This is a genomic window from Pseudomonas rhizozeae, assembly GCF_031583775.1.
Taxonomy (GTDB): Bacteria; Pseudomonadota; Gammaproteobacteria; order Pseudomonadales; family Pseudomonadaceae; genus Aquipseudomonas.
Genome location: NZ_JAVLSB010000021.1, coordinates 275,885 through 292,811 on the forward strand (window position 1 = coordinate 275,885; position 16,927 = coordinate 292,811).

The following is a 16,927-nucleotide window of genomic DNA, read 5'->3' on the forward strand; positions in this document are numbered from 1 at the left end:
ATCACACTGAACAAGGAACGTTATGGGAACTGCACTGATCCTTTTTGTCGCGCTGGCCGTGGCTATTCTTTTCATGGGTTTCAAGGTTGTGCCGCAGGGCTTCGAGTGGACGGTGGAGCGGTTTGGCCGCTATACCACGACCTTGAAGCCAGGCCTGAACATCATCATCCCAGTGATGGACCGCATCGGTCGGAAGATCAACGTGATGGAAAGCGTGCTCGACATTCCGCCCCAGGAAGTCATCACCGCTGACAACGCCACGGTGCAGATCGATGCCGTGTGTTTCTTTCAGGTGATCAACACTGCCCAAGCGGCTTACGAGGTGAATAACCTCGAACACGCCATTCGCAATCTGCTGCAAACCAACATCCGCACCGTGCTCGGCTCGATGGAGCTGGACGCGATGCTCAGCCAGCGCGACAACATCAACGAGAAACTGCTGCGCACTGTCGATGAAGCCACGGCGCCTTGGGGGATCAAGATCACCCGAATCGAAATCAAGGACATCAGCCCGCCGGAGGACCTGATGGCGGCGATGTCCGGGCAGATGAAAGCCGAGCGGATCAAGCGCGCGCAGATACTTGAAGCCGAAGGCCTGCGGGCGTCGGCGATCCTGACGGCCGAGGGCAAGAAGCAGGCGCAGATTCTCGAAGCCGAGGGCAATCGCCAGGCCGCGTTCCTCGAGTCAGAGGCCCGCGAGCGGGAAGCCGAAGCCGAGGCGCGCGCGACGCAAGTGGTGTCCCAGGCGATCGCCGAGGGCAACGTGCAGGCGGTGAACTACTTCGTGGCGCAGAAATACATCGACGCCTTGGGCAAACTGGCCTCGGCGAACAACAGCAAGGTGATCCTGATGCCACTGGAAGCCAGCTCGATGATCGGCGCCGTGGGTGGTATCGGTGAAATCGTCAAAGCCACCTTCGATGGCAAGAAAGGCTGAGGCGGGTGCCCATGGAGCTGTTTTCGTTCTGGAGCTGGCTCGCACTCGGCACCTTGCTGTTGATCCTCGAGGTGTTCGGCGCTGGTGGTTACTTGCTGTGGATCGGCATGGCCGCGGCCTCGGTCGGGGTGTTGACCTTCCTCCTGCCGGCACTGCCCTGGGAACTGCAACTGCTGCTGTTTGCGTTGTTCTCGATTCTGATGGCGCTGTATTGGTGGTGGCGCCAACGCAGCGCCGTGCGCCGCAGCGATCAGCCACACTTGAACCTGCGCGGCCAGGAACTGGTGGGCAAGGTGTTTTTGGTCAGCGAAGCGATTGTCGATGGCCGCGGCAAGATCAAGGTCGGCGACAGCGTGTGGCTGGCTCGTGGGCCGGACGCTGCGTTGGGTAGTCGGGTCCGGGTCGTCGGCCAGGACGGGGTGATCCTGCTGACCGAACCGGTGCAGTAGCGGCTACGGAACTGGATGGGGGATCGGCTATCCAAGCTGCTAGTTAACCCAGTGGAGTCTCTCATCATGCGTCTCAAACTTGCTGTCGCCACCCTCGCCCTGCTGTCCCTTCCCGTTGGCTCAGCGATGGCCGACAGCTTTTGGCGTAACGTCATTTCGTCCGGCGCCACCACCGGCTCGACCTACCTGACCTTCAAGGACCACAAGCTGATCGTCGCCGCACAGGATGATGCCGGCAGCTTCGTCGCCAGCGATGGCGGAATTCGCGGTCCGTACCTGGAAGCCGCCATGCAGAAAGTCCGCGCCGACAACCCTGGCCTGCAAGCAACGGACATGGAATTGGCAAACGCGATCCTGGCGAAAAACGCCGTGGCGTCTGAATAAACACCGCCGACGTAACAAAAATGCCGCTCGAATGAGCGGCATTTTTTTGCCTGTGGATAAAATCGCGAGAGCGTTCAGCGATAGTCATCCACCGGCACACAGGCGCAGAACAGGTTGCGATCGCCGTACACATTGTCCACCCGATTCACCGCCGGCCAATACTTGTGCGCTTTGGTGTGAGCGTCGGGCGTGACGGCCTGCTCGAGGCTGTAGGGCCGCTCCCACACGCCCGTGATGTCAGCCAGAGTGTGCGGCGCGCGTTTGAGCGGGTTGTCTTCGGCGTCCCAATGGCCGTTTTGCACTTCGGTGATTTCGGCGCGAATGCTCAACATCGCGGCGATAAAGCGGTCGAGCTCAGCTTTGGATTCGCTTTCCGTCGGTTCGACCATCAAGGTGCCCGGCACCGGAAAGGACATGGTCGGCGCATGGAACCCGTAGTCCATCAAGCGCTTCGCAACGTCCTCTTCACTGATCCCGGTTTGCGCCTTGAGGGGCCTCAGATCAAGAATGCACTCATGCGCGACCCGCTCGTTACGCCCGGTGTAGAGCACCGGGAAAGCGCCGGACAGATGCCGGGCCAGATAATTGGCCGCGAGAATCGCCACTTCGCTGGCATCCGCCAGTTGCGGGCCCATCATCGCGATGTACATCCAACTGATCGGCAGGATGCTCGCACTGCCCCAAGGCGCGGCGCTGACCGCACCGTTGTCGGCCAGTGGTCCCTCGATCGGTATCACCGGGTGATTGGCCACGAACGGCGCCAGATGCGCGCGAACGCCAATCGGCCCCATGCCGGGGCCGCCACCGCCGTGGGGAATGCAGAAGGTTTTGTGCAAGTTCATGTGCGATACATCGGCGCCAATGTCTGCCGGCCGGGCCAGGCCGACTTGCGCATTGAGGTTGGCGCCGTCCATGTACACCTGGCCGCCGTGGCTGTGGATAACTTCACAGATCTCGCTGATGCCCTCCTCGTACACACCATGAGTCGACGGATAGGTCGCCATCAGGCACGACAGTTTCTCCCCGGCGCTGGCAGCTTTGTCTTTCAGGTCATTGAGGTCGACGTTGCCCGCCTCGTCACACTCGACAATCACCACACGCATCCCGGCCATCTGCGCCGACGCCGGGTTGGTGCCGTGGGCCGACGATGGAATCAGGCAGATATCCCGCCCGCCCTGATGCCGGCTCTCGTGGTATTTGCGAATCGCCAGCAGCCCGGCGTATTCGCCTTGGGCGCCGGAGTTGGGCTGCATGCAGATCGCATCGAAACCGGTGATCGCGCACAGCCAGCGTTCAAGTTCGCCAATCATCAATCCATAACCGACGGCCTGCTCTTGCGGCACGAAAGGATGCAGGTTGGCGAACTGCGGCCAGGTGATGGGAATCATCTCGCTGCTGGCGTTGAGCTTCATGGTGCAGGAGCCGAGCGGAATCATCGACTGGTTGAGCGCCAGGTCTTTGTTTTCCAGTTGCTTGAGGTAGCGCAGCATCTCGGTTTCGCTGTGGTGCGCGCTGAACACCGGATGGCGCAGATAACCACTGCTGCGCAGCAAACCTTCAGGAATGCCGCAGGGCAAAGCTTCAGCGTCCAGATCGGCGACGTTCAGGCCGTGATCGGCGCCGAGAAAAATATCCAATAATGTGCTGACGGTGCTTTCGTCGCACGTTTCGTCAAGGCTCAGGCCCAAGTGACCGCGCCCAAGAATCCGCAGGTTGATCTGCGCGGCCTTGGCACTTTCAATGATCGCCGTCTGACTGCCGCCAACGTCCAGGGTCAAGGTGTCGAAGAAATGCCGATTGAGCCGCTGGATACCGTGGCGTTCCAGGGCAGTGGCGAGGATGCAGGTCAGGCGATGCACCCGTTGGGCAATGCGCTTGAGGCCTTCGGGGCCGTGGTAGACCGCGTAGAAACTGGCGATATTGGCCAGCAGCACTTGGGCGGTGCAGATGTTGGAATTGGCCTTCTCGCGGCGGATGTGTTGTTCGCGGGTTTGCAGGGCCATGCGCAACGCGACGTTGCCGCGGACGTCTTTCGATACGCCGATGATTCGCCCGGGAATCGCCCGTTTGTATTCGTCGCGACTGGCAAAGAACGCCGCGTGCGGACCGCCGTAGCCCATCGGTACACCAAAGCGCTGTGACGAGCCGAACACCACGTCAGCGCCTAGTTCACCGGGCGGCGTCAGTAACAGCAGGCTGAGCAGGTCAGTGGCCACGCAGGCCAGGGCTTGCTGAGCGTGCAGGTGATCGATCAGCGGTCGCAGGTCACGGATTTCGCCGTGGGTGTCAGGGTATTGCAGCAACGCGCCGAACACCTGGTGTTGTTTCAAGTTATCCACCGCATCGACGATCACCTCGAACCCAAACCCTTCGGCGCGGGTGCGGACTACGGAAATGGTCTGCGGATGACAGTTTTCGTCGACGAAGAACAGATTGCTTTTAGACTTGGCGACCCGTTTGGCCAAAGACATGGCTTCGGCAGCGGCAGTGGCCTCATCCAGCAGTGAGGCGTTGGCCAGCTCCAGCCCGGTGAGGTCGATGGTCATTTGTTGGAAATTGAGCAAGGCTTCGAGCCGGCCTTGGGCGATCTCCGGTTGATACGGCGTGTAAGCGGTGTACCAACCGGGGTTTTCCAGCACGTTGCGCAGAATCACCGCCGGCGTCAGGGTGCCGTGGTAGCCCATGCCGATCAGGCTGGTCCAGACCTGGTTCTGCTCGGCATACCTGCGCAGCTTGGCCAGCGCTGCTTCCTCATCCAGCGCAGGCGGCAAGTCCAGCGGGCGGTTCAGGCGAATGCCCGGCGGCACGGTTTGCTCGATCAGCTCGACGCGACTGCCCAGGCCGAGGCTGTCGAGCATCGCTTGCTGCTCGACGGCGTCCGGGCCCAGATGGCGGCGCAGGAAGGCATTGGGGTCGCGTAACTGACTCAAGGACGGCATCTGGGACATGACGGGCTCTCTTTTGACTGGCGCTCAGCGTCGATGCAACACGGTCAAAGCAGCATAGCAGTCGATGTCGCGGGCAAATCCCGGGCACAAAAAAGCCCCGACGGGTCGGGGCTTTGCGGGGCACTCGTAGGACTTACTCGCCGATGGCAGCCTTGTAACCGGCGGCGTCCAGCAGTTTGTCCAGCTCAGCGCTGTCGCTTGGCTTGAGCTTGAAGATCCACGCGCCGTACGGGTCGGAGTTGAGCGACTCCGGGGAGCCGTCGAGTTCGCTGTTGACCGCAACCACTTCACCGCTGATGGGGGAGTAGATGTCGGACGCGGCTTTCACCGACTCAACCACACCGGCCTGATCGCCAGCAGCAAAGGTCTTGCCGACTTCGGTCAGTTCGACAAACACCACATCACCCAAGGCTTCCTGGGCGTGGTCGCTGATGCCCACGGTGACCGTGCCATCGGCTTCCAGTCGGGCCCATTCGTGGCTTTCGGCAAAACGCAGCTCAGCAGGGATATTGCTCATATTCTGTGTCCTCAAGAAGTAATGTCAGCGGCCTGCGGCCAGCCGGAAAAGATTAGATCAAGGTTTTGCCATGGCGCACGAAGGTCGGTTTGACCACTCGAACCGGGTACCACTTGCCACGGATTTCCACTTCTGCGCGGTCCGCTGTGGCCATCGGCACACGCGCCAGAGCAATCGACTTGCTAAGCGTAGGAGAGAAACTACCACTGGTGATCTCCCCTTCGCCAACTTCAGCGATGCGAACCACCTGATGCGCGCGCAAAACCCCGCGCTCTTCGAGCACCAGGCCGACCAATTTGTGATCTACGCCCCGGGCCCGCTCCGCGGCTAGCGCGTCGCGGCCGATGAAGGCGCGGTCGGCGGGCTCCCAGGCGATGCTCCAGGCCATGTTCGACGCCAGCGGCGATACGTTCTGGTCGATATCTTGCCCGTAAAGGTTCATGCCGGCCTCGACCCGCAGGGTATCCCGCGCGCCCAGGCCAATCGGTGAAATGCCGGCACCCACCAGGTCATTGAAGAATCCCGGTGCCTGACGCGCGGGCAAAATGATTTCCAGGCCATCTTCACCGGTGTAGCCGGTACGCGCGATGAACCAGTCACCGTCGGCCTGGCCTTCGAAAGGTTTGAGTTGCTGGATCAATGCACCGCGGGACTGGGTCACCAGTTCGGCGATTTTGTGCCGGGCGTGCGGGCCCTGGATTGCCAGCATCGCCAGGTCGGGGCGCTCGTGCAGCGCGGCGTCGAAGCCGTCGAGATGCGCCTGCATCCAGGCCAGGTCTTGTTCTCGGGTGGACGCGTTGACCACCAGCCGATAACCAGCGTCGGTGCGGTAGACGATCATGTCGTCGACGATGCCGCCGAGCTCATTGAGCATGGTGCTGTAGAGGGCGCGGCCGGTGGCGTGCAGGCGGTCGACGTCATTGGCCAGCAAATGCTGGAGCCATTCCTTGGCCTGGGGGCCGTCAACGTCGATCACGGTCATGTGGGATACATCGAAAACCCCGCAATCGCGGCGCACCTGATGGTGTTCCTCGACCTGCGAGCCGTAATGCAGAGGCATATCCCAACCGCCAAAATCGACCATCTTCGCGCCCAGGGCGAGATGAAGGTCATACAGAGGCGTACGCTGTCCCATGGGTTTCTCCTTCCGGGCGTGGCGAAGGTGCGGACAGCCACTGGACCCGGTAAGAGCCTTGTTACACAGGACTTTCAGCCGATTTCAGAGACCGGGCCCAACGGGCGGGCCGCACCGAATGCCGCGCATTGTAGCCGCAAGGTGTAGGACTGGCACCTAGCGGTTTCGATGCGCTGAACGTCGGATCAATCCGATGACCGGCAACAGGCCGACCAGCACCAAGGTCAGAGCCGGCAATGATGCGCGCGCCCACTCGCCCTCGCTGGTCATTTCAAAGATGCGCACCGCCAGTGTGTCCCAGCCGAACGGGCGCATCAGCAAGGTGGCGGGCATTTCCTTGAGCACGTCGACGAACACCAGCAGCGCAGCGCTCAAGGTACCGGGTAGCAGCAATGGCAGATACACCTTGAAAAACAATCGCGGGCCACTGACGCCCAGGCTGCGTGCCGCTTCCGGCAATGAAGGACGAATCCGCGCCAGGCTGTTTTCCAGTGGTCCATAGGCCACGGCGATGAACCGCACCAGGTACGCCAGCAGCAACGCCGCGAGGCTGCCGAGCAGCAAGGGCTTACCCGCGCCGCCGAGCCAGCCGGACAGCGGCACCACCAGTTCACGGTCGAGGTAACTGAAGGCGAGCATGATCGACACCGCCAGCACCGAGCCAGGTAAAGCGTAACCGAGGTTCGCCAGGCTGACGCCGGAGCGGATCGCCCGGGTCGGTGCCAGGCGCCGGGCGAACGCCAACACCAACGCCACGCTGACCGTGATCAGCGCCGCCATGCCGCCGAGGTACAAGGTGTGAACGATCAACCCGGCGTAGCGCTCGTCGAGGTCGAATCGCCCGCGCTGCCAGAACCACACCACCAATTGCAGCATCGGAATGACGAAGGCACAGGCGAACACCAGGCTACACCAGCAGGACGCGGCGAAGGCCTTCAACCCGCGCAGGTGATAGAGCGCCTTGACCCGTGGCCGTTCATTGCTCGCCCGGTTAGCGCCACGGGCACGGCGCTCGCCGTACAGCACCAGCATCACCGCGAGCAGCAACAGGCTGGCCAGCTGCGCGGCGGTGGACAGGCTGAAGAAGCCGTACCAGGTCTTGTAGATGGCGGTGGTGAAAGTATCGAAATTGAACACCGACACCGCGCCGAAATCCGCCAGGGTTTCCATCAGTGCCAGCGCCACGCCCGCACCGATCGCCGGGCGCGCCATCGGCAACGCCACCCGCCAGAACGCTTGCCACGGCGATTGCCCAAGCACCCGCGCCGCTTCCATCAAACCTTTGCCCTGAGCCAGGAACGCGGTGCGCGCCAGCAAGTAGACGTAGGGATAAAACACCAGCACCAGGACCAGAATCACTCCGCCGGTGGAACGCACGCGCGGCAAGCGCACGCCGTTGCCGAACAGTTCGCGCAACAGGCTTTGCACTGGGCCGGCGAAGTCGAGCAGGCCGACAAACACGAAGGCCAGCACATACGCGGGAATGGCGAACGGCAGCATCAGCGCCCAGTCGAGCCAGCGTCGGCCGGGGAATTCGCAGAGGCTGGTGAGCCACGCGAGGCTGACGCCCAGCAGGGTCACACCAACACCGACGCCGAGGATCAGCGTCAGGGTATTGCCCAGCAGACGCGGCATCTGGGTGTCCCAGAGATGCCCCCAGATCTGCAAGTCGATCGTTTGCCAGGATAGCAACAGGACGCTGAGCGGCAACAGCACCAACGCGGCGATGGCGAAGACCAGGGAGTACCAGCGGCGTTGGGCGGGGTGGGCCAAGGAAACGTTCTCGGTATTAAATGAATGTGCCCACGCTAGGCGTGGGCACATTATCAGCAGGCGTGGTTGAGGCTCAGTTCCAGCCGACGCGGTCCATCATGCGGATGGCTTCGGCCTGGCGCTTGCCGGCAATTTCCACCGGCAGGGTGTCGGCGACGAATTTACCCCAACTGGCCACTTCGGCGGACGGCGGCACGGCCGGGTTGGCCGGGAACTCCTGGTTGACGTCGGCGAAGATACGCTGCGCTTCCGGCGTCGTCATCCATTCCACCAACGCCTTGGCGGCTTCCGGGTGCGGTGCATGTTTGGTCAGGCCGATGCCCGACAGATTGACGTGCACGCCACGGTCGCCCTGGTTCGGCCAGAACAGTTTCACCGCCAGGTCCGGTTTCTGCTTGTGCAGGCGGCCGTAGTAGTAGGTGTTGACGATGCCGACGTCGCATTGACCGGCGTTGATCGCTTCGAGCACGGCGATGTCGTCGGAGAACACATCGGTGGACAGGTTATTGACCCAGCCCTTGAGGATTTCTTCGGTTTTGCTCGCGCCGTGGACTTCGATCATGGTGGCGGTCAGCGACTGGTTGTACACCTTCTTCGCCGTGCGCAGGCACAGGCGCCCTTCCCAATTCTTGTCGGCCAGCCCTTCGTAGGTGGTCAGTTCGCCCGGTTTTACCCGGTCGGTGGAGTAGGCGATGGTCCGCGCGCGCAGGCTGAGGCCGGTCCAGGCGTGGGCCGAAGAGCGGTATTGCAGCGGGATGTTGCTGTCGATGGTCTTGGAGGTGAACGGCTGGAGAATGCCCATCTGCTCGGCTTGCCAGAGGTTGCCGGCATCGACGGTCAGCAGCAGGTCGGCGGTGGCGTTTTCGCCTTCGGCCTTGATCCGCTGCATCAGCGGCGCTTCCTTGTCGGTGATGAACTTCACCTGCACCCCGGTTTTGACGGTGTAGGCATCGAAGACTGGTTTAATCAATTCATCGATACGTGAGGAGTAGACCACCACCTCATCGGCGGCCTGGGCGGCGGTGCTGCCGATCAGGGTCAGGGCCAGTGCGGTCAGTAGACGCTTGGGTGCTGACATAACGGTGGTCTCTCGATTGAAAAGTGAGGCCAAATGATAAGGACTCACATTTAGTAGCTCAATCGAACAGTTGCTAGAGGCGTTACCAGATGTTGCATAGAGAGCTGTGAAGGCTCGAACGGGGGCAAGCCCCCTCACCACAAAAGCCATAAGGCAAGAGTCAAAAGCCAACGCCAGCGCGATCAGGCCTTGGCCAGCGCTGGCAGATCTCCAGTTAGCCCCAGCGCTTCGCGCACGAACAGTGCCTTGGCTTCCGGCAGTTGCTCCACGAGCTTCAGCCCAGTGTTACGCAGCCAGCGGACTGGCAGCGGGTCAGCCTGGAATAACCGCTCGAAGCCTTCCATCGCCGCCATCAGCGCCAGGTTGTGCGGCATGCGCCGGCGTTCGTAGCGGCTCAGCACTTTGACGTCCGCCAGGCGCTCGCCCCGCTGAGTCGCTTGCAGCAGTACTTCAGCCAGCACCGCGGCGTCGAGGAACCCGAGGTTCACGCCTTGCCCGGCCAACGGGTGAATGGTGTGCGCAGCGTCGCCGATCAGTGCCAGGCCTTCGGCCACATAGCGTTTGGCATGGCGTTGGCGCAGCGGCACGCACAATCGCGGGTCGGCGCCGATGACCGTGCCGAGCCGGCCTTCGAAGGCGCGCTCCAGTTCCGCGCAGAAGGCCGGTTCATCCAGCGCCATCAAGCGTTCGCTTTCGGTCGGTGTGGTCGACCAGACGATAGAGCACCAATCGTGCTGGCCGTCACGTTCCAGTGGCAGGAACGCCAGCGGCCCGTGATCAGTGAAGCGCTGCCAGGCCGTGCGCTGATGCGGCTTCGAGCATTGCACACTGGTGACGATGGCGTGATGCAAGTAATCCCACTCGCGGGTGACCACGCCTGTCAGACGGCGCACCGCCGAATTGGCGCCATCCGCCGCGATTACCAGCGGCGCTCGCAGCTTGCGGCCATCGGCGAGGGTCAGCAGCCAGTCATCGCCCGACCGCCGCATCTGTTCCAGACGCGCACCGGCCAGCAGGCCGAGGTCGCAGTCGTGCAGGCGATCGAGCAAGGCATCCTGGACCACGCGGTTTTCCACGATGTGCCCGAGCACCTCGGCGTGCACGCTGGCCGCCGAGAAATGAATCTGCCCAGTGCCACTGCCGTCCCACACGTGCATGTCGGTGTACGGACTGCTGCGCCGCCCGACGATGCCGTCCCACACGCCGAGGCGCTGGAGAATGCGCTGGCTGGCGATCGATAAAGCACTGACCCGCGGCTCGAACGCCGCCTGGGCATCGAACGGTTTGACGCTCAGCGGGCTGCCGTCGAGCAGCAGCACTTGCAGGCCACTGTCCTGCAACGCCAGCGCCAACGCGCTACCGACCATTCCGGCCCCGACAATCAACAGATCTGCGCGCATGTCCATGCTTTAAGCCTGTCTCGCTGGCAGCCTGAGCCGCCGGTAAAAAGTTGTCTCGACCCCAGGAATTCCTGGATGAGGGGATGGACCCGCGACTCACGCATCCGGGCGCGTACCCAGACCCATGGCCTGGCGGGCGAACCAGCGCTTGGCCGGCGGCAGCAGGTCGAGGCCTAGCAAACCGATGTTGCGCCCCAGCGACACCAGCGGCAGGGTGCTGCCGAACAGGCGCGTGACCTGATCGGAGAAGCCCACGGTGAGGTTCTGGTCGAGGCGCTGGCGCTCGCGATAGGCCTGCAACGTGGCGAAATCCCCCGGCGCCTGGTCGCTGGCCAGCAACGCATCGGCCAGGGCCTGAGCGTCGCGCAGGGACAGGTTGAACCCCTGGCCGGCAATCGGGTGCAAGCTGTGGGCGGCATTGCCGAGCACCGCCAGATGCGGGCGAACCTGTTCTTCGGCCTCGATCAGCGACAACGGATACAAATGCCGCACGCCGACCTGCTTCAACGTGCCGAGACGGTAACCGAACACACCCTGCAATTCGCTGAGGAAACTGCGTTCATCCAGCTCAACCAAACGTTGTGCGTCCATACCCAGACGGGTCCAGACCAGCGCGCAGCGGTTGTCCCGCAGAGGCAGCAAGGCCATGGGCCCGTCATCGGTGAAGCGCTCGAACGCCATGCCGTTGTGCGCTTCGCTCGGGCTGATGTTGGCGATCAGCGCACTCTGGTTGTACGGGCGCTTCTTGATGCCAATACCCAGTTGCTCACGCAAGCCTGAGCGGCCTCCGTCGGCTAGCACCGCGAGGTCGCACTCGAGGGTGGTTTCATCGTTGAGGGTCAGGCGATAACCATCGGTGAGCGGCTCCATCCTCGTGACTTCCGCCGGGCAGCGCCAACTGATCACGTCTTTGTCCAACCCTTGCCACAAGCATTGGCCGAGCCAGGCGTTTTCCACCACGTAACCCAGGGCCGGGACGCCCTCTTCCATTGCCGACAAGCGCGCAGTGGAAAAACGTCCACGGTCAGAAACGTGAATCTGCTTGATCGGCTCGGCGCGGCGGGAGATGGCCTGCCACACGCCCAGGCGTTGATAAATCTGTTGAGCGCCGTAGGACAGCGCCGACGATCGCGCATCGTAGCTCGGCTGATAGCTGTCGCCGGGGGCGAACGGTTCGATCAGCGTAATTGTCCAGCCACGGGCCTTGGCTCCGGCCTGGAGCGCCAATGCCAGGCTGGCGCCGACCAGACCGCCGCCGATGATTGCCAGGTTGACCCGGCTCATGCGGCCTGGGTCCGCGCGGCTGCCATCAGGGCCTCGATCTCGACCACGGTCTTGGGCACGCTTTGGGTCAATATTTCACAGCCGGATTTGGTCACCACCACGTCGTCCTCGATGCGTACGCCAATGCCACGCCATTTCTTCGCTACGGTTCGGTTGTCCGGGGCGATGTAGATGCCCGGTTCCACGGTCAGCGCCATGCCGACTTCCAGGACCCGCCATTCGCCACCGACTTTATATTCGCCGACATCGTGCACATCCATGCCCAGCCAATGGCCGGCGCGGTGCATGTAAAACGCTTTGTAGGCTTCGCTGGCGATCAACTCGTCCACCTCACCTTGTAACAAACCCAGTTCGACCAGCCCGGCAGTGATCACGCGAACCGTGGCTTCGTGCGCCTGGTTCCAGTGCTTGTCGGGGGCGATTTCGGCGAAGGCCGCTTCCTGCGAGGCCAGCACCAGCTCATAAATCGCCTTCTGCTCCGGGGAATACTTGCCGTTGACCGGCCAGGTGCGGGTGATATCGCTGGCGTAGCAGTCGATCTCGCAGCCGGCGTCGATCAGCACCAGGTCACCGTCCTTGAGCAACGCGTCATTCTGCTGGTAATGCAGGATGCAACTGTTGCGCCCGGCCGCGACGATCGAGCCATAGGCGGGCATCTTCGCCCCGCCCTTGCGGAATTCGTAGTCAAGTTCGGCTTCGAGACTGAACTCGAACAGCCCGGCACGACTGGCCTGCATCGCGCGAATGTGCGCCTGTGCGGAAATCCGCGCCGCTTCGCGCATCACTTTCACTTCCGCCACCGATTTATACAGACGCATGTCGTGTAGCAGATGATCCAGGGCAACGAATTCGTTCGGCGGTTGGGCGCCCAGGTGCGCCTTGGAACGGATCACGTTGATCCAGTCCATCAGGTGGCGATCGAATTCAGGGTTGCTGCCCATGGCCGAATACACCCGGTCGCGACCTTCGATCAGGCCCGGCAGGATGTCGTCGATATCAGTAATGGGAAACGCGTCATCGGCGCCGAAATCACGGATCGCGCCTTCCTGGCCGGCGCGCAGGCCGTCCCACAATTCCCGTTCGGCGTTGCGCTCGCGGCAGAACAGCAGGTACTCGCCGTGCTCGCGGCCAGGCATCAAGACGATCACAGCTTGCGGCTCAGGAAAACCACTGAGGTACTGGAAGTCGCTGTCCTGGCGATAGACGTGCTCGACGTCGCGGTTGCGGATGGCCACCGCGGCGGCGGGCAGAATCGCGATGCTGTTGGGTTCCATCTGCGCCATCAGCGCCTTACGGCGGCGGCTGTATTCCGATTTCGGGATATGAATCATGGGCAGACGGCGTTCCCTGGCGAGCGATTAATGCAGCGACGGTTTGACCGCCGGGGCCTGCGGCTTGGCGGTTTCGCTGAACAGCAACAGCGGCGCGACGCGCAGGTATTCCATGACTTCCATGTAGTCGTTTTCGCCGTCATCGGACTCTTCCAGGGCGTCTTGCACCTGGGAAATCGCCGCCAGGTCCTGCAGCACTTCGGTGGCTTCGGTGCTGAGCATGCTGCTGTCGCGGCAGTTCAGGCCAAAACCGCTGAGGAAACCCTGGCACCATTCACCCAAAGCCACTGCACGTTCGGCCAAGGGGGCGTCGTCACTCGGCAGCAACAGCACGACGGTCACGTCATCGCCGGTCAATTCGCCCTTGACCATCTCTTGCAGGCCAATCAACGCGGCGCGGACGTTATCCTGCGGCTCGGTCTCGAGCAGTTCGGCGGCATCGACCAGCCAGCCATCGGCATCGAAACCAGCGCCGGCGCAGCTGCGACCGAGCAACAGGCCATGCAGTTCGGCAGGCGAGACGGAGTGACCGCTGGAAGTCAGCAGGGTGGCGAAACCTTGGTACGGGGAATTCTGAATGGGCATGGGCAGCTAGGCGCCAGACGGCGCTATGTCTAGAATGAAGGCCTTGTATCCTACATCGACAGACTCGCCAAGACTATTAAAGGCTGTCCGACCGCAGGGTCTGTAGGAAAACTCGCCGCGTCGCGCGCTTTCCCGCAGACCTCGCCCTCCATCAGACACCAACCCGTGGACACAATGGAAGACACCGACCTGCAAGCGCTGATGGCCAGACTCGAACTGCTAATTACCCGAGTCGAGCAACTTAAGAGCCAAAACGGACTCCTATTAGCTCAGGAAAAGACCTGGCGCGAGGAACGCGCGCACCTCATTGAAAAAAACGAAATCGCCCGGCGTAAGGTCGAATCGATGATTTCGCGCCTCAAGGCCCTGGAGCAAGACTCATGAGTTCAAGCAATAGCGTCACCGTGCAGATTCTCGATAAAGAATATTCGATCATTTGTCCCCAGGAAGAGCGCAGCAACCTGGTGAGCGCCGCCCGTTACCTCGACGGCAAGATGCGCGAGATCCGCAGCAGTGGCAAAGTCATTGGTGCCGACCGTATCGCCGTGATGGCCGCGCTGAACATCACCCACGACCTACTGCACAAGGGAGATCGCCCGGATGTACAGGCCAGCGGCTCAACCCGTGAGCAGGTGCGCGACTTGCTCGACCGGGTCGATCTGGCGCTCGCCACTGATCCGGACGTCACCAAAGGCTGAATCGCGGGACGGCTTGCGGTATACTCGCGCCACTCCCTGGGGTGCTTGCCAGTTGACGATGTCCCTGAGCCGATTCGCACTACCCTGGATGTTGCACGTTGGGCCGGTGTGCATGTCCGCTAGACGGAAAGCCTTAAGGTCTACTGCATCGTCCACCTTGAACTTTCGGGTTCAAGGGCTAAGTCAGCAGCGGTTCATCCGGGGAGCCTGATTCCAGTCCGATGCCGGTTTTACGCCGGCATCGGCTTTTTTATGCGCAGGCCCTGGCCGTTGCGCGTACTGCCGAAGCCAAATCCATGACCGAACCTGCGCTGCTTCCTCGCCCGCAACTTCGACGCATGCTGCGCAAGGCCCGCCGCGCGCTGACGCCCAGTCAGCAACGTCGAGCGGCTCGCGGGCTCTATCAGCAATTGGCGCAGCATCCATTGTTCCGCCGTGCCCGACACCTCTCCCTGTACCTGCCCACCGACGGTGAAATCGACCCGCGCCTGCTGTTACGTGCAGCGCAACGTCGGGGCAAGGCGACCTACCTGCCGGTGCTCAGTGCCTGGCCACGGACCAAAATGGTCTTCCAGCGCATTCGCCCCGGGGAGAAACTGCGGCCCAATCGCTTCCGTATTCTCGAACCTCGGGTCAACGTGGCCCGGCAACGCAAAGTCTGGGCGCTGGACCTGGTGTTATTGCCACTGGTGGGGTTCGACGATGTCGGCGGAAGGCTGGGCATGGGCGGTGGCTTTTATGACCGCAGCCTGGCGTACCTGGCACGCCGCCAAAACTGGCGCAAGCCGACGTTGTTGGGTCTGGCCCACGAATGTCAGAAGGTGCAGCGCCTGGCGCAAGCGAGTTGGGATGTGCCGTTGCAGGGAACGGTGACAGACAAGGCGTGGTATTTCGCGGACTAGTGTGGCGCCACCGGACTCAGCGGCGCCGAAACAGCTTCAGCGTTTGAAGGCCGAAGTCTGTTGTTGTGCAATCTCGATCGGTGCATCAGTCTTGTTGGCCCACAGGCTTTGCGCGTAGCCGGTCGTGACCACGCCCAAACCGAACAAAATAACCAAAATCCATAGTAAATCCGGTTTGCGTTTCATCGATTGCCCCCCAAAGGCATATCACACACGATGACAGCAGCGGTTTCCGTTGTAGGCCGTGCAGCAGCGTCAAGCTAAGAAGGCCGGCATTTTGCGGTAACGTGAACCGTCACGCAAATGCTGACGTCAACCGACTGTCGGTTTGTCATAAAATTGCCGAACAACTTGCCCAATTAACCGTCCAGGAGCAAAACCATGGCCTATTGGCTAATGAAATCCGAGCCCGACGAGCTATCGATCAAAGGCCTGGAAAAGCTTGGCGAGGCGCGTTGGGACGGTGTGCGCAATTACCAGGCGCGCAACTTTATGCGGGCGATGGCGGTGGGCGACCACTTCTTCTTTTATCACTCCAGTTGCCCGGAGCCGGGCATCGCCGGTATCGGCAAGATTGTCGAAGCCGCGTATCCCGACCCGACCGCGCTTGAGCCGGACAGCCACTATTACGACCCGAAAGCGACCGCCGAAAAAAACCCCTGGAGCGCGTTGAATGTCGCTCATGTTGAAACCTTTGCCAGCGTACTGCGGCTGGATTACCTGAAACAGCAAACCGCGCTGGCGGAACTGCCGCTGGTGCAAAAAGGCACCCGACTGTCCGTGATGCCGGTAACGGCCGAGCAATGGGCGGCGGTGATTGCGCTCAAGTCCTGAGATCGCTATCGCTGGCAAGCCAGTTCCCACGGTGGTTTCGGGCGAACACACATTTTGCATTCAACACCACAACCTGTGGGAGCTGGGTTGCCAGCGATGAGGCCCGCTCGACCAACCTGTCCTTTACTGAATGATCAGGTTGTTAAACAACAAATCCTCGACCACTGGCTTGCCGGTTTCGTCGTTCATCACTTGTTGCGTCTGCTTCAACGCTTCCTGGCGCAGTTTCTCTTTGGCCTCGACGTTGTTCATGGTCTCGGCCGTTTGCTGGGCGAACAGCGCCACCAGTTGATTACGGATCAACGGCTCATTGGCCTTAACCGCTTTGGTCGATTCTTCGCCCGTCACGCGCAACGCCACGTCGGCCTTGTAGACCTTGAGCTTGGCGGTACCATCGAGCCCATAGTTACCCACGAACGGCGGGCTCAGGGTGATGTAATTGACCTTAGGCGCTTCACCCTCTTTGGCTTCTTCGGCCAGCGCTGCCACGGGCAGAGACAGGGCCAGCAACAACATGATCCACGCTTTCACAATTCGCTCCTTATCCGGTTTGCGGCCTAGCATAACGGCCCGCCGCGCAAGCACAAGCTTATGGCTGACTATCAGGGTCGGGCATGCTCGTTGACCCATCGACGCACCCACCTACACTTATCGGCCATCACTCCCAAAGGA

18 protein-coding genes and 1 other RNA gene are annotated in these 16,927 nt (G+C 61.7%); 8 read left to right on the top strand and 11 right to left on the bottom strand.

Features of this window, described 5'->3' with window-relative positions:
• Positions 1-22 precede the first annotated feature (22 nt).
• The 3 genes from RG836_RS05575 to RG836_RS05585 all read left to right on the top strand — a co-directional run bounded on the left by RG836_RS05575 (position 23) and on the right by RG836_RS05585 (position 1,770).
• The gene (locus RG836_RS05575) at positions 23-937 is read left to right on the top strand and encodes an SPFH domain-containing protein (RefSeq protein WP_310843875.1); all 915 of its coding nucleotides are present in this window, start codon (positions 23-25) and stop codon (positions 935-937) included.
• Positions 938-948: 11 nt separating this feature from the next.
• On the top strand, positions 949-1,386 hold the full coding sequence (locus RG836_RS05580) for an NfeD family protein (protein ID WP_310843877.1): 438 nt from the start codon (positions 949-951) through the stop codon (positions 1,384-1,386).
• Positions 1,387-1,449: 63 nt separating this feature from the next.
• Entirely contained in the window at positions 1,450-1,770 is a 321-nt protein-coding gene (locus RG836_RS05585; protein ID WP_169843014.1) for a DUF2388 domain-containing protein, read from the top strand.
• Between the two features lie 74 nt (positions 1,771-1,844).
• Here RG836_RS05585 and gcvP read toward each other — a convergent pair whose 3' ends face one another.
• The 9 genes from gcvP to RG836_RS05630 all read right to left on the bottom strand — a co-directional run bounded on the left by gcvP (position 1,845) and on the right by RG836_RS05630 (position 13,821).
• The gene (gene gcvP / locus RG836_RS05590) at positions 1,845-4,718 is read right to left on the bottom strand and encodes an aminomethyl-transferring glycine dehydrogenase (protein WP_310843878.1); all 2,874 of its coding nucleotides are present in this window, start codon (positions 4,716-4,718) and stop codon (positions 1,845-1,847) included.
• Positions 4,719-4,851: 133 nt separating this feature from the next.
• On the bottom strand, positions 4,852-5,235 hold the full coding sequence (gcvH, locus tag RG836_RS05595; protein WP_310843880.1) for a glycine cleavage system protein GcvH: 384 nt from the start codon (positions 5,233-5,235) through the stop codon (positions 4,852-4,854).
• Between the two features lie 52 nt (positions 5,236-5,287).
• Positions 5,288-6,370 (bottom strand): glycine cleavage system aminomethyltransferase GcvT, encoded by a 1,083-nt coding sequence (gene gcvT, locus RG836_RS05600; protein WP_310843881.1) that lies wholly within the window; start codon positions 6,368-6,370, stop codon positions 5,288-5,290.
• Between the two features lie 156 nt (positions 6,371-6,526).
• Positions 6,527-8,143, bottom strand: a complete 1,617-nt coding sequence (locus tag RG836_RS05605) for an ABC transporter permease (RefSeq protein WP_310843882.1) — start codon at positions 8,141-8,143, stop codon at positions 6,527-6,529.
• Positions 8,144-8,216: 73 nt separating this feature from the next.
• The gene (locus RG836_RS05610) at positions 8,217-9,221 is read right to left on the bottom strand and encodes an extracellular solute-binding protein (RefSeq protein WP_310843883.1); all 1,005 of its coding nucleotides are present in this window, start codon (positions 9,219-9,221) and stop codon (positions 8,217-8,219) included.
• Between the two features lie 182 nt (positions 9,222-9,403).
• On the bottom strand, positions 9,404-10,621 hold the full coding sequence (locus RG836_RS05615; RefSeq protein WP_310844444.1) for a 2-octaprenyl-3-methyl-6-methoxy-1,4-benzoquinol hydroxylase: 1,218 nt from the start codon (positions 10,619-10,621) through the stop codon (positions 9,404-9,406).
• A gap of 96 nt (positions 10,622-10,717) precedes the next feature.
• On the bottom strand, positions 10,718-11,905 hold the full coding sequence (ubiH, locus tag RG836_RS05620) for a 2-octaprenyl-6-methoxyphenyl hydroxylase (RefSeq protein WP_310843885.1): 1,188 nt from the start codon (positions 11,903-11,905) through the stop codon (positions 10,718-10,720).
• Positions 11,902-13,236 carry a Xaa-Pro aminopeptidase gene (pepP, locus tag RG836_RS05625; RefSeq protein WP_310843887.1) on the bottom strand — a complete coding sequence of 445 codons (1,335 nt, stop codon included), beginning with the start codon at positions 13,234-13,236 and terminating at the stop codon, positions 11,902-11,904. Before pepP ends, ubiH begins: the two co-directional genes overlap by 4 nt.
• A 27-nt stretch (positions 13,237-13,263) precedes the next feature.
• Positions 13,264-13,821 (bottom strand): YecA/YgfB family protein, encoded by a 558-nt coding sequence (locus tag RG836_RS05630; RefSeq protein WP_310843889.1) that lies wholly within the window; start codon positions 13,819-13,821, stop codon positions 13,264-13,266.
• Between the two features lie 174 nt (positions 13,822-13,995).
• Between RG836_RS05630 and RG836_RS05635 the strand changes: the two genes are divergently transcribed.
• From RG836_RS05635 to RG836_RS05650, 4 genes are all read left to right on the top strand, one after another.
• Positions 13,996-14,205, top strand: a complete 210-nt coding sequence (locus RG836_RS05635) for a TIGR02449 family protein (protein WP_007982902.1) — start codon at positions 13,996-13,998, stop codon at positions 14,203-14,205.
• On the top strand, positions 14,202-14,519 hold the full coding sequence (locus RG836_RS05640; protein ID WP_310843897.1) for a cell division protein ZapA: 318 nt from the start codon (positions 14,202-14,204) through the stop codon (positions 14,517-14,519). The genes RG836_RS05635 and RG836_RS05640 overlap by 4 nt, the downstream gene beginning before the upstream one ends.
• A gap of 30 nt (positions 14,520-14,549) precedes the next feature.
• Positions 14,550-14,728: non-coding RNA, 6S RNA (gene ssrS / locus RG836_RS05645), on the top strand.
• An 87-nt stretch (positions 14,729-14,815) separates the two neighbouring features.
• Entirely contained in the window at positions 14,816-15,421 is a 606-nt protein-coding gene (locus RG836_RS05650; RefSeq protein ID WP_310843899.1) for a 5-formyltetrahydrofolate cyclo-ligase, read from the top strand.
• 36 nt (positions 15,422-15,457) lie between these two features.
• Here the strand turns inward: RG836_RS05650 and RG836_RS05655 are convergent, their stop codons facing one another.
• Positions 15,458-15,607, bottom strand: coding sequence for a hypothetical protein (locus RG836_RS05655; RefSeq protein ID WP_310843901.1), 150 nt, complete (start codon positions 15,605-15,607; stop codon positions 15,458-15,460).
• 195 nt (positions 15,608-15,802) lie between these two features.
• Between RG836_RS05655 and RG836_RS05660 the strand changes: the two genes are divergently transcribed.
• Positions 15,803-16,255 (top strand): EVE domain-containing protein, encoded by a 453-nt coding sequence (locus RG836_RS05660; protein WP_310843903.1) that lies wholly within the window; start codon positions 15,803-15,805, stop codon positions 16,253-16,255.
• A 123-nt stretch (positions 16,256-16,378) separates the two neighbouring features.
• Here the strand turns inward: RG836_RS05660 and RG836_RS05665 are convergent, their stop codons facing one another.
• The gene (locus RG836_RS05665; RefSeq protein ID WP_310843905.1) at positions 16,379-16,786 is read right to left on the bottom strand and encodes a flagellar basal body-associated protein FliL; all 408 of its coding nucleotides are present in this window, start codon (positions 16,784-16,786) and stop codon (positions 16,379-16,381) included.
• Positions 16,787-16,927: the final 141 nt, after the last annotated feature.

What these genes read in the sequence shown, in the direction of transcription:
- RG836_RS05575 (WP_310843875.1), top strand. Translation starts at nt 23, where the DNA reads ATGGGAACTGCACTGATCCTTTTTGTCGCGCTGGCCGTGGCTATTCTT.
- RG836_RS05580 (WP_310843877.1), top strand. Translation starts at nt 949, where the DNA reads ATGGAGCTGTTTTCGTTCTGGAGCTGGCTCGCACTCGGCACCTTGCTG.
- gcvP (WP_310843878.1), bottom strand. Translation starts at nt 4,718, where the DNA reads ATGTCCCAGATGCCGTCCTTGAGTCAGTTACGCGACCCCAATGCCTTC.
- gcvH (WP_310843880.1), bottom strand. Translation starts at nt 5,235, where the DNA reads ATGAGCAATATCCCTGCTGAGCTGCGTTTTGCCGAAAGCCACGAATGG.
- gcvT (WP_310843881.1), bottom strand. Translation starts at nt 6,370, where the DNA reads ATGGGACAGCGTACGCCTCTGTATGACCTTCATCTCGCCCTGGGCGCG.
- RG836_RS05610 (WP_310843883.1), bottom strand. Translation starts at nt 9,221, where the DNA reads ATGTCAGCACCCAAGCGTCTACTGACCGCACTGGCCCTGACCCTGATC.
- RG836_RS05615 (WP_310844444.1), bottom strand. Translation starts at nt 10,621, where the DNA reads ATGCGCGCAGATCTGTTGATTGTCGGGGCCGGAATGGTCGGTAGCGCG.
- ubiH (WP_310843885.1), bottom strand. Translation starts at nt 11,905, where the DNA reads ATGAGCCGGGTCAACCTGGCAATCATCGGCGGCGGTCTGGTCGGCGCC.
- pepP (WP_310843887.1), bottom strand. Translation starts at nt 13,236, where the DNA reads ATGATTCATATCCCGAAATCGGAATACAGCCGCCGCCGTAAGGCGCTG.
- RG836_RS05630 (WP_310843889.1), bottom strand. Translation starts at nt 13,821, where the DNA reads ATGCCCATTCAGAATTCCCCGTACCAAGGTTTCGCCACCCTGCTGACT.
- RG836_RS05635 (WP_007982902.1), top strand. Translation starts at nt 13,996, where the DNA reads ATGGAAGACACCGACCTGCAAGCGCTGATGGCCAGACTCGAACTGCTA.
- RG836_RS05640 (WP_310843897.1), top strand. Translation starts at nt 14,202, where the DNA reads ATGAGTTCAAGCAATAGCGTCACCGTGCAGATTCTCGATAAAGAATAT.
- RG836_RS05650 (WP_310843899.1), top strand. Translation starts at nt 14,816, where the DNA reads ATGACCGAACCTGCGCTGCTTCCTCGCCCGCAACTTCGACGCATGCTG.
- RG836_RS05655 (WP_310843901.1), bottom strand. Translation starts at nt 15,607, where the DNA reads ATGAAACGCAAACCGGATTTACTATGGATTTTGGTTATTTTGTTCGGT.
- RG836_RS05660 (WP_310843903.1), top strand. Translation starts at nt 15,803, where the DNA reads ATGGCCTATTGGCTAATGAAATCCGAGCCCGACGAGCTATCGATCAAA.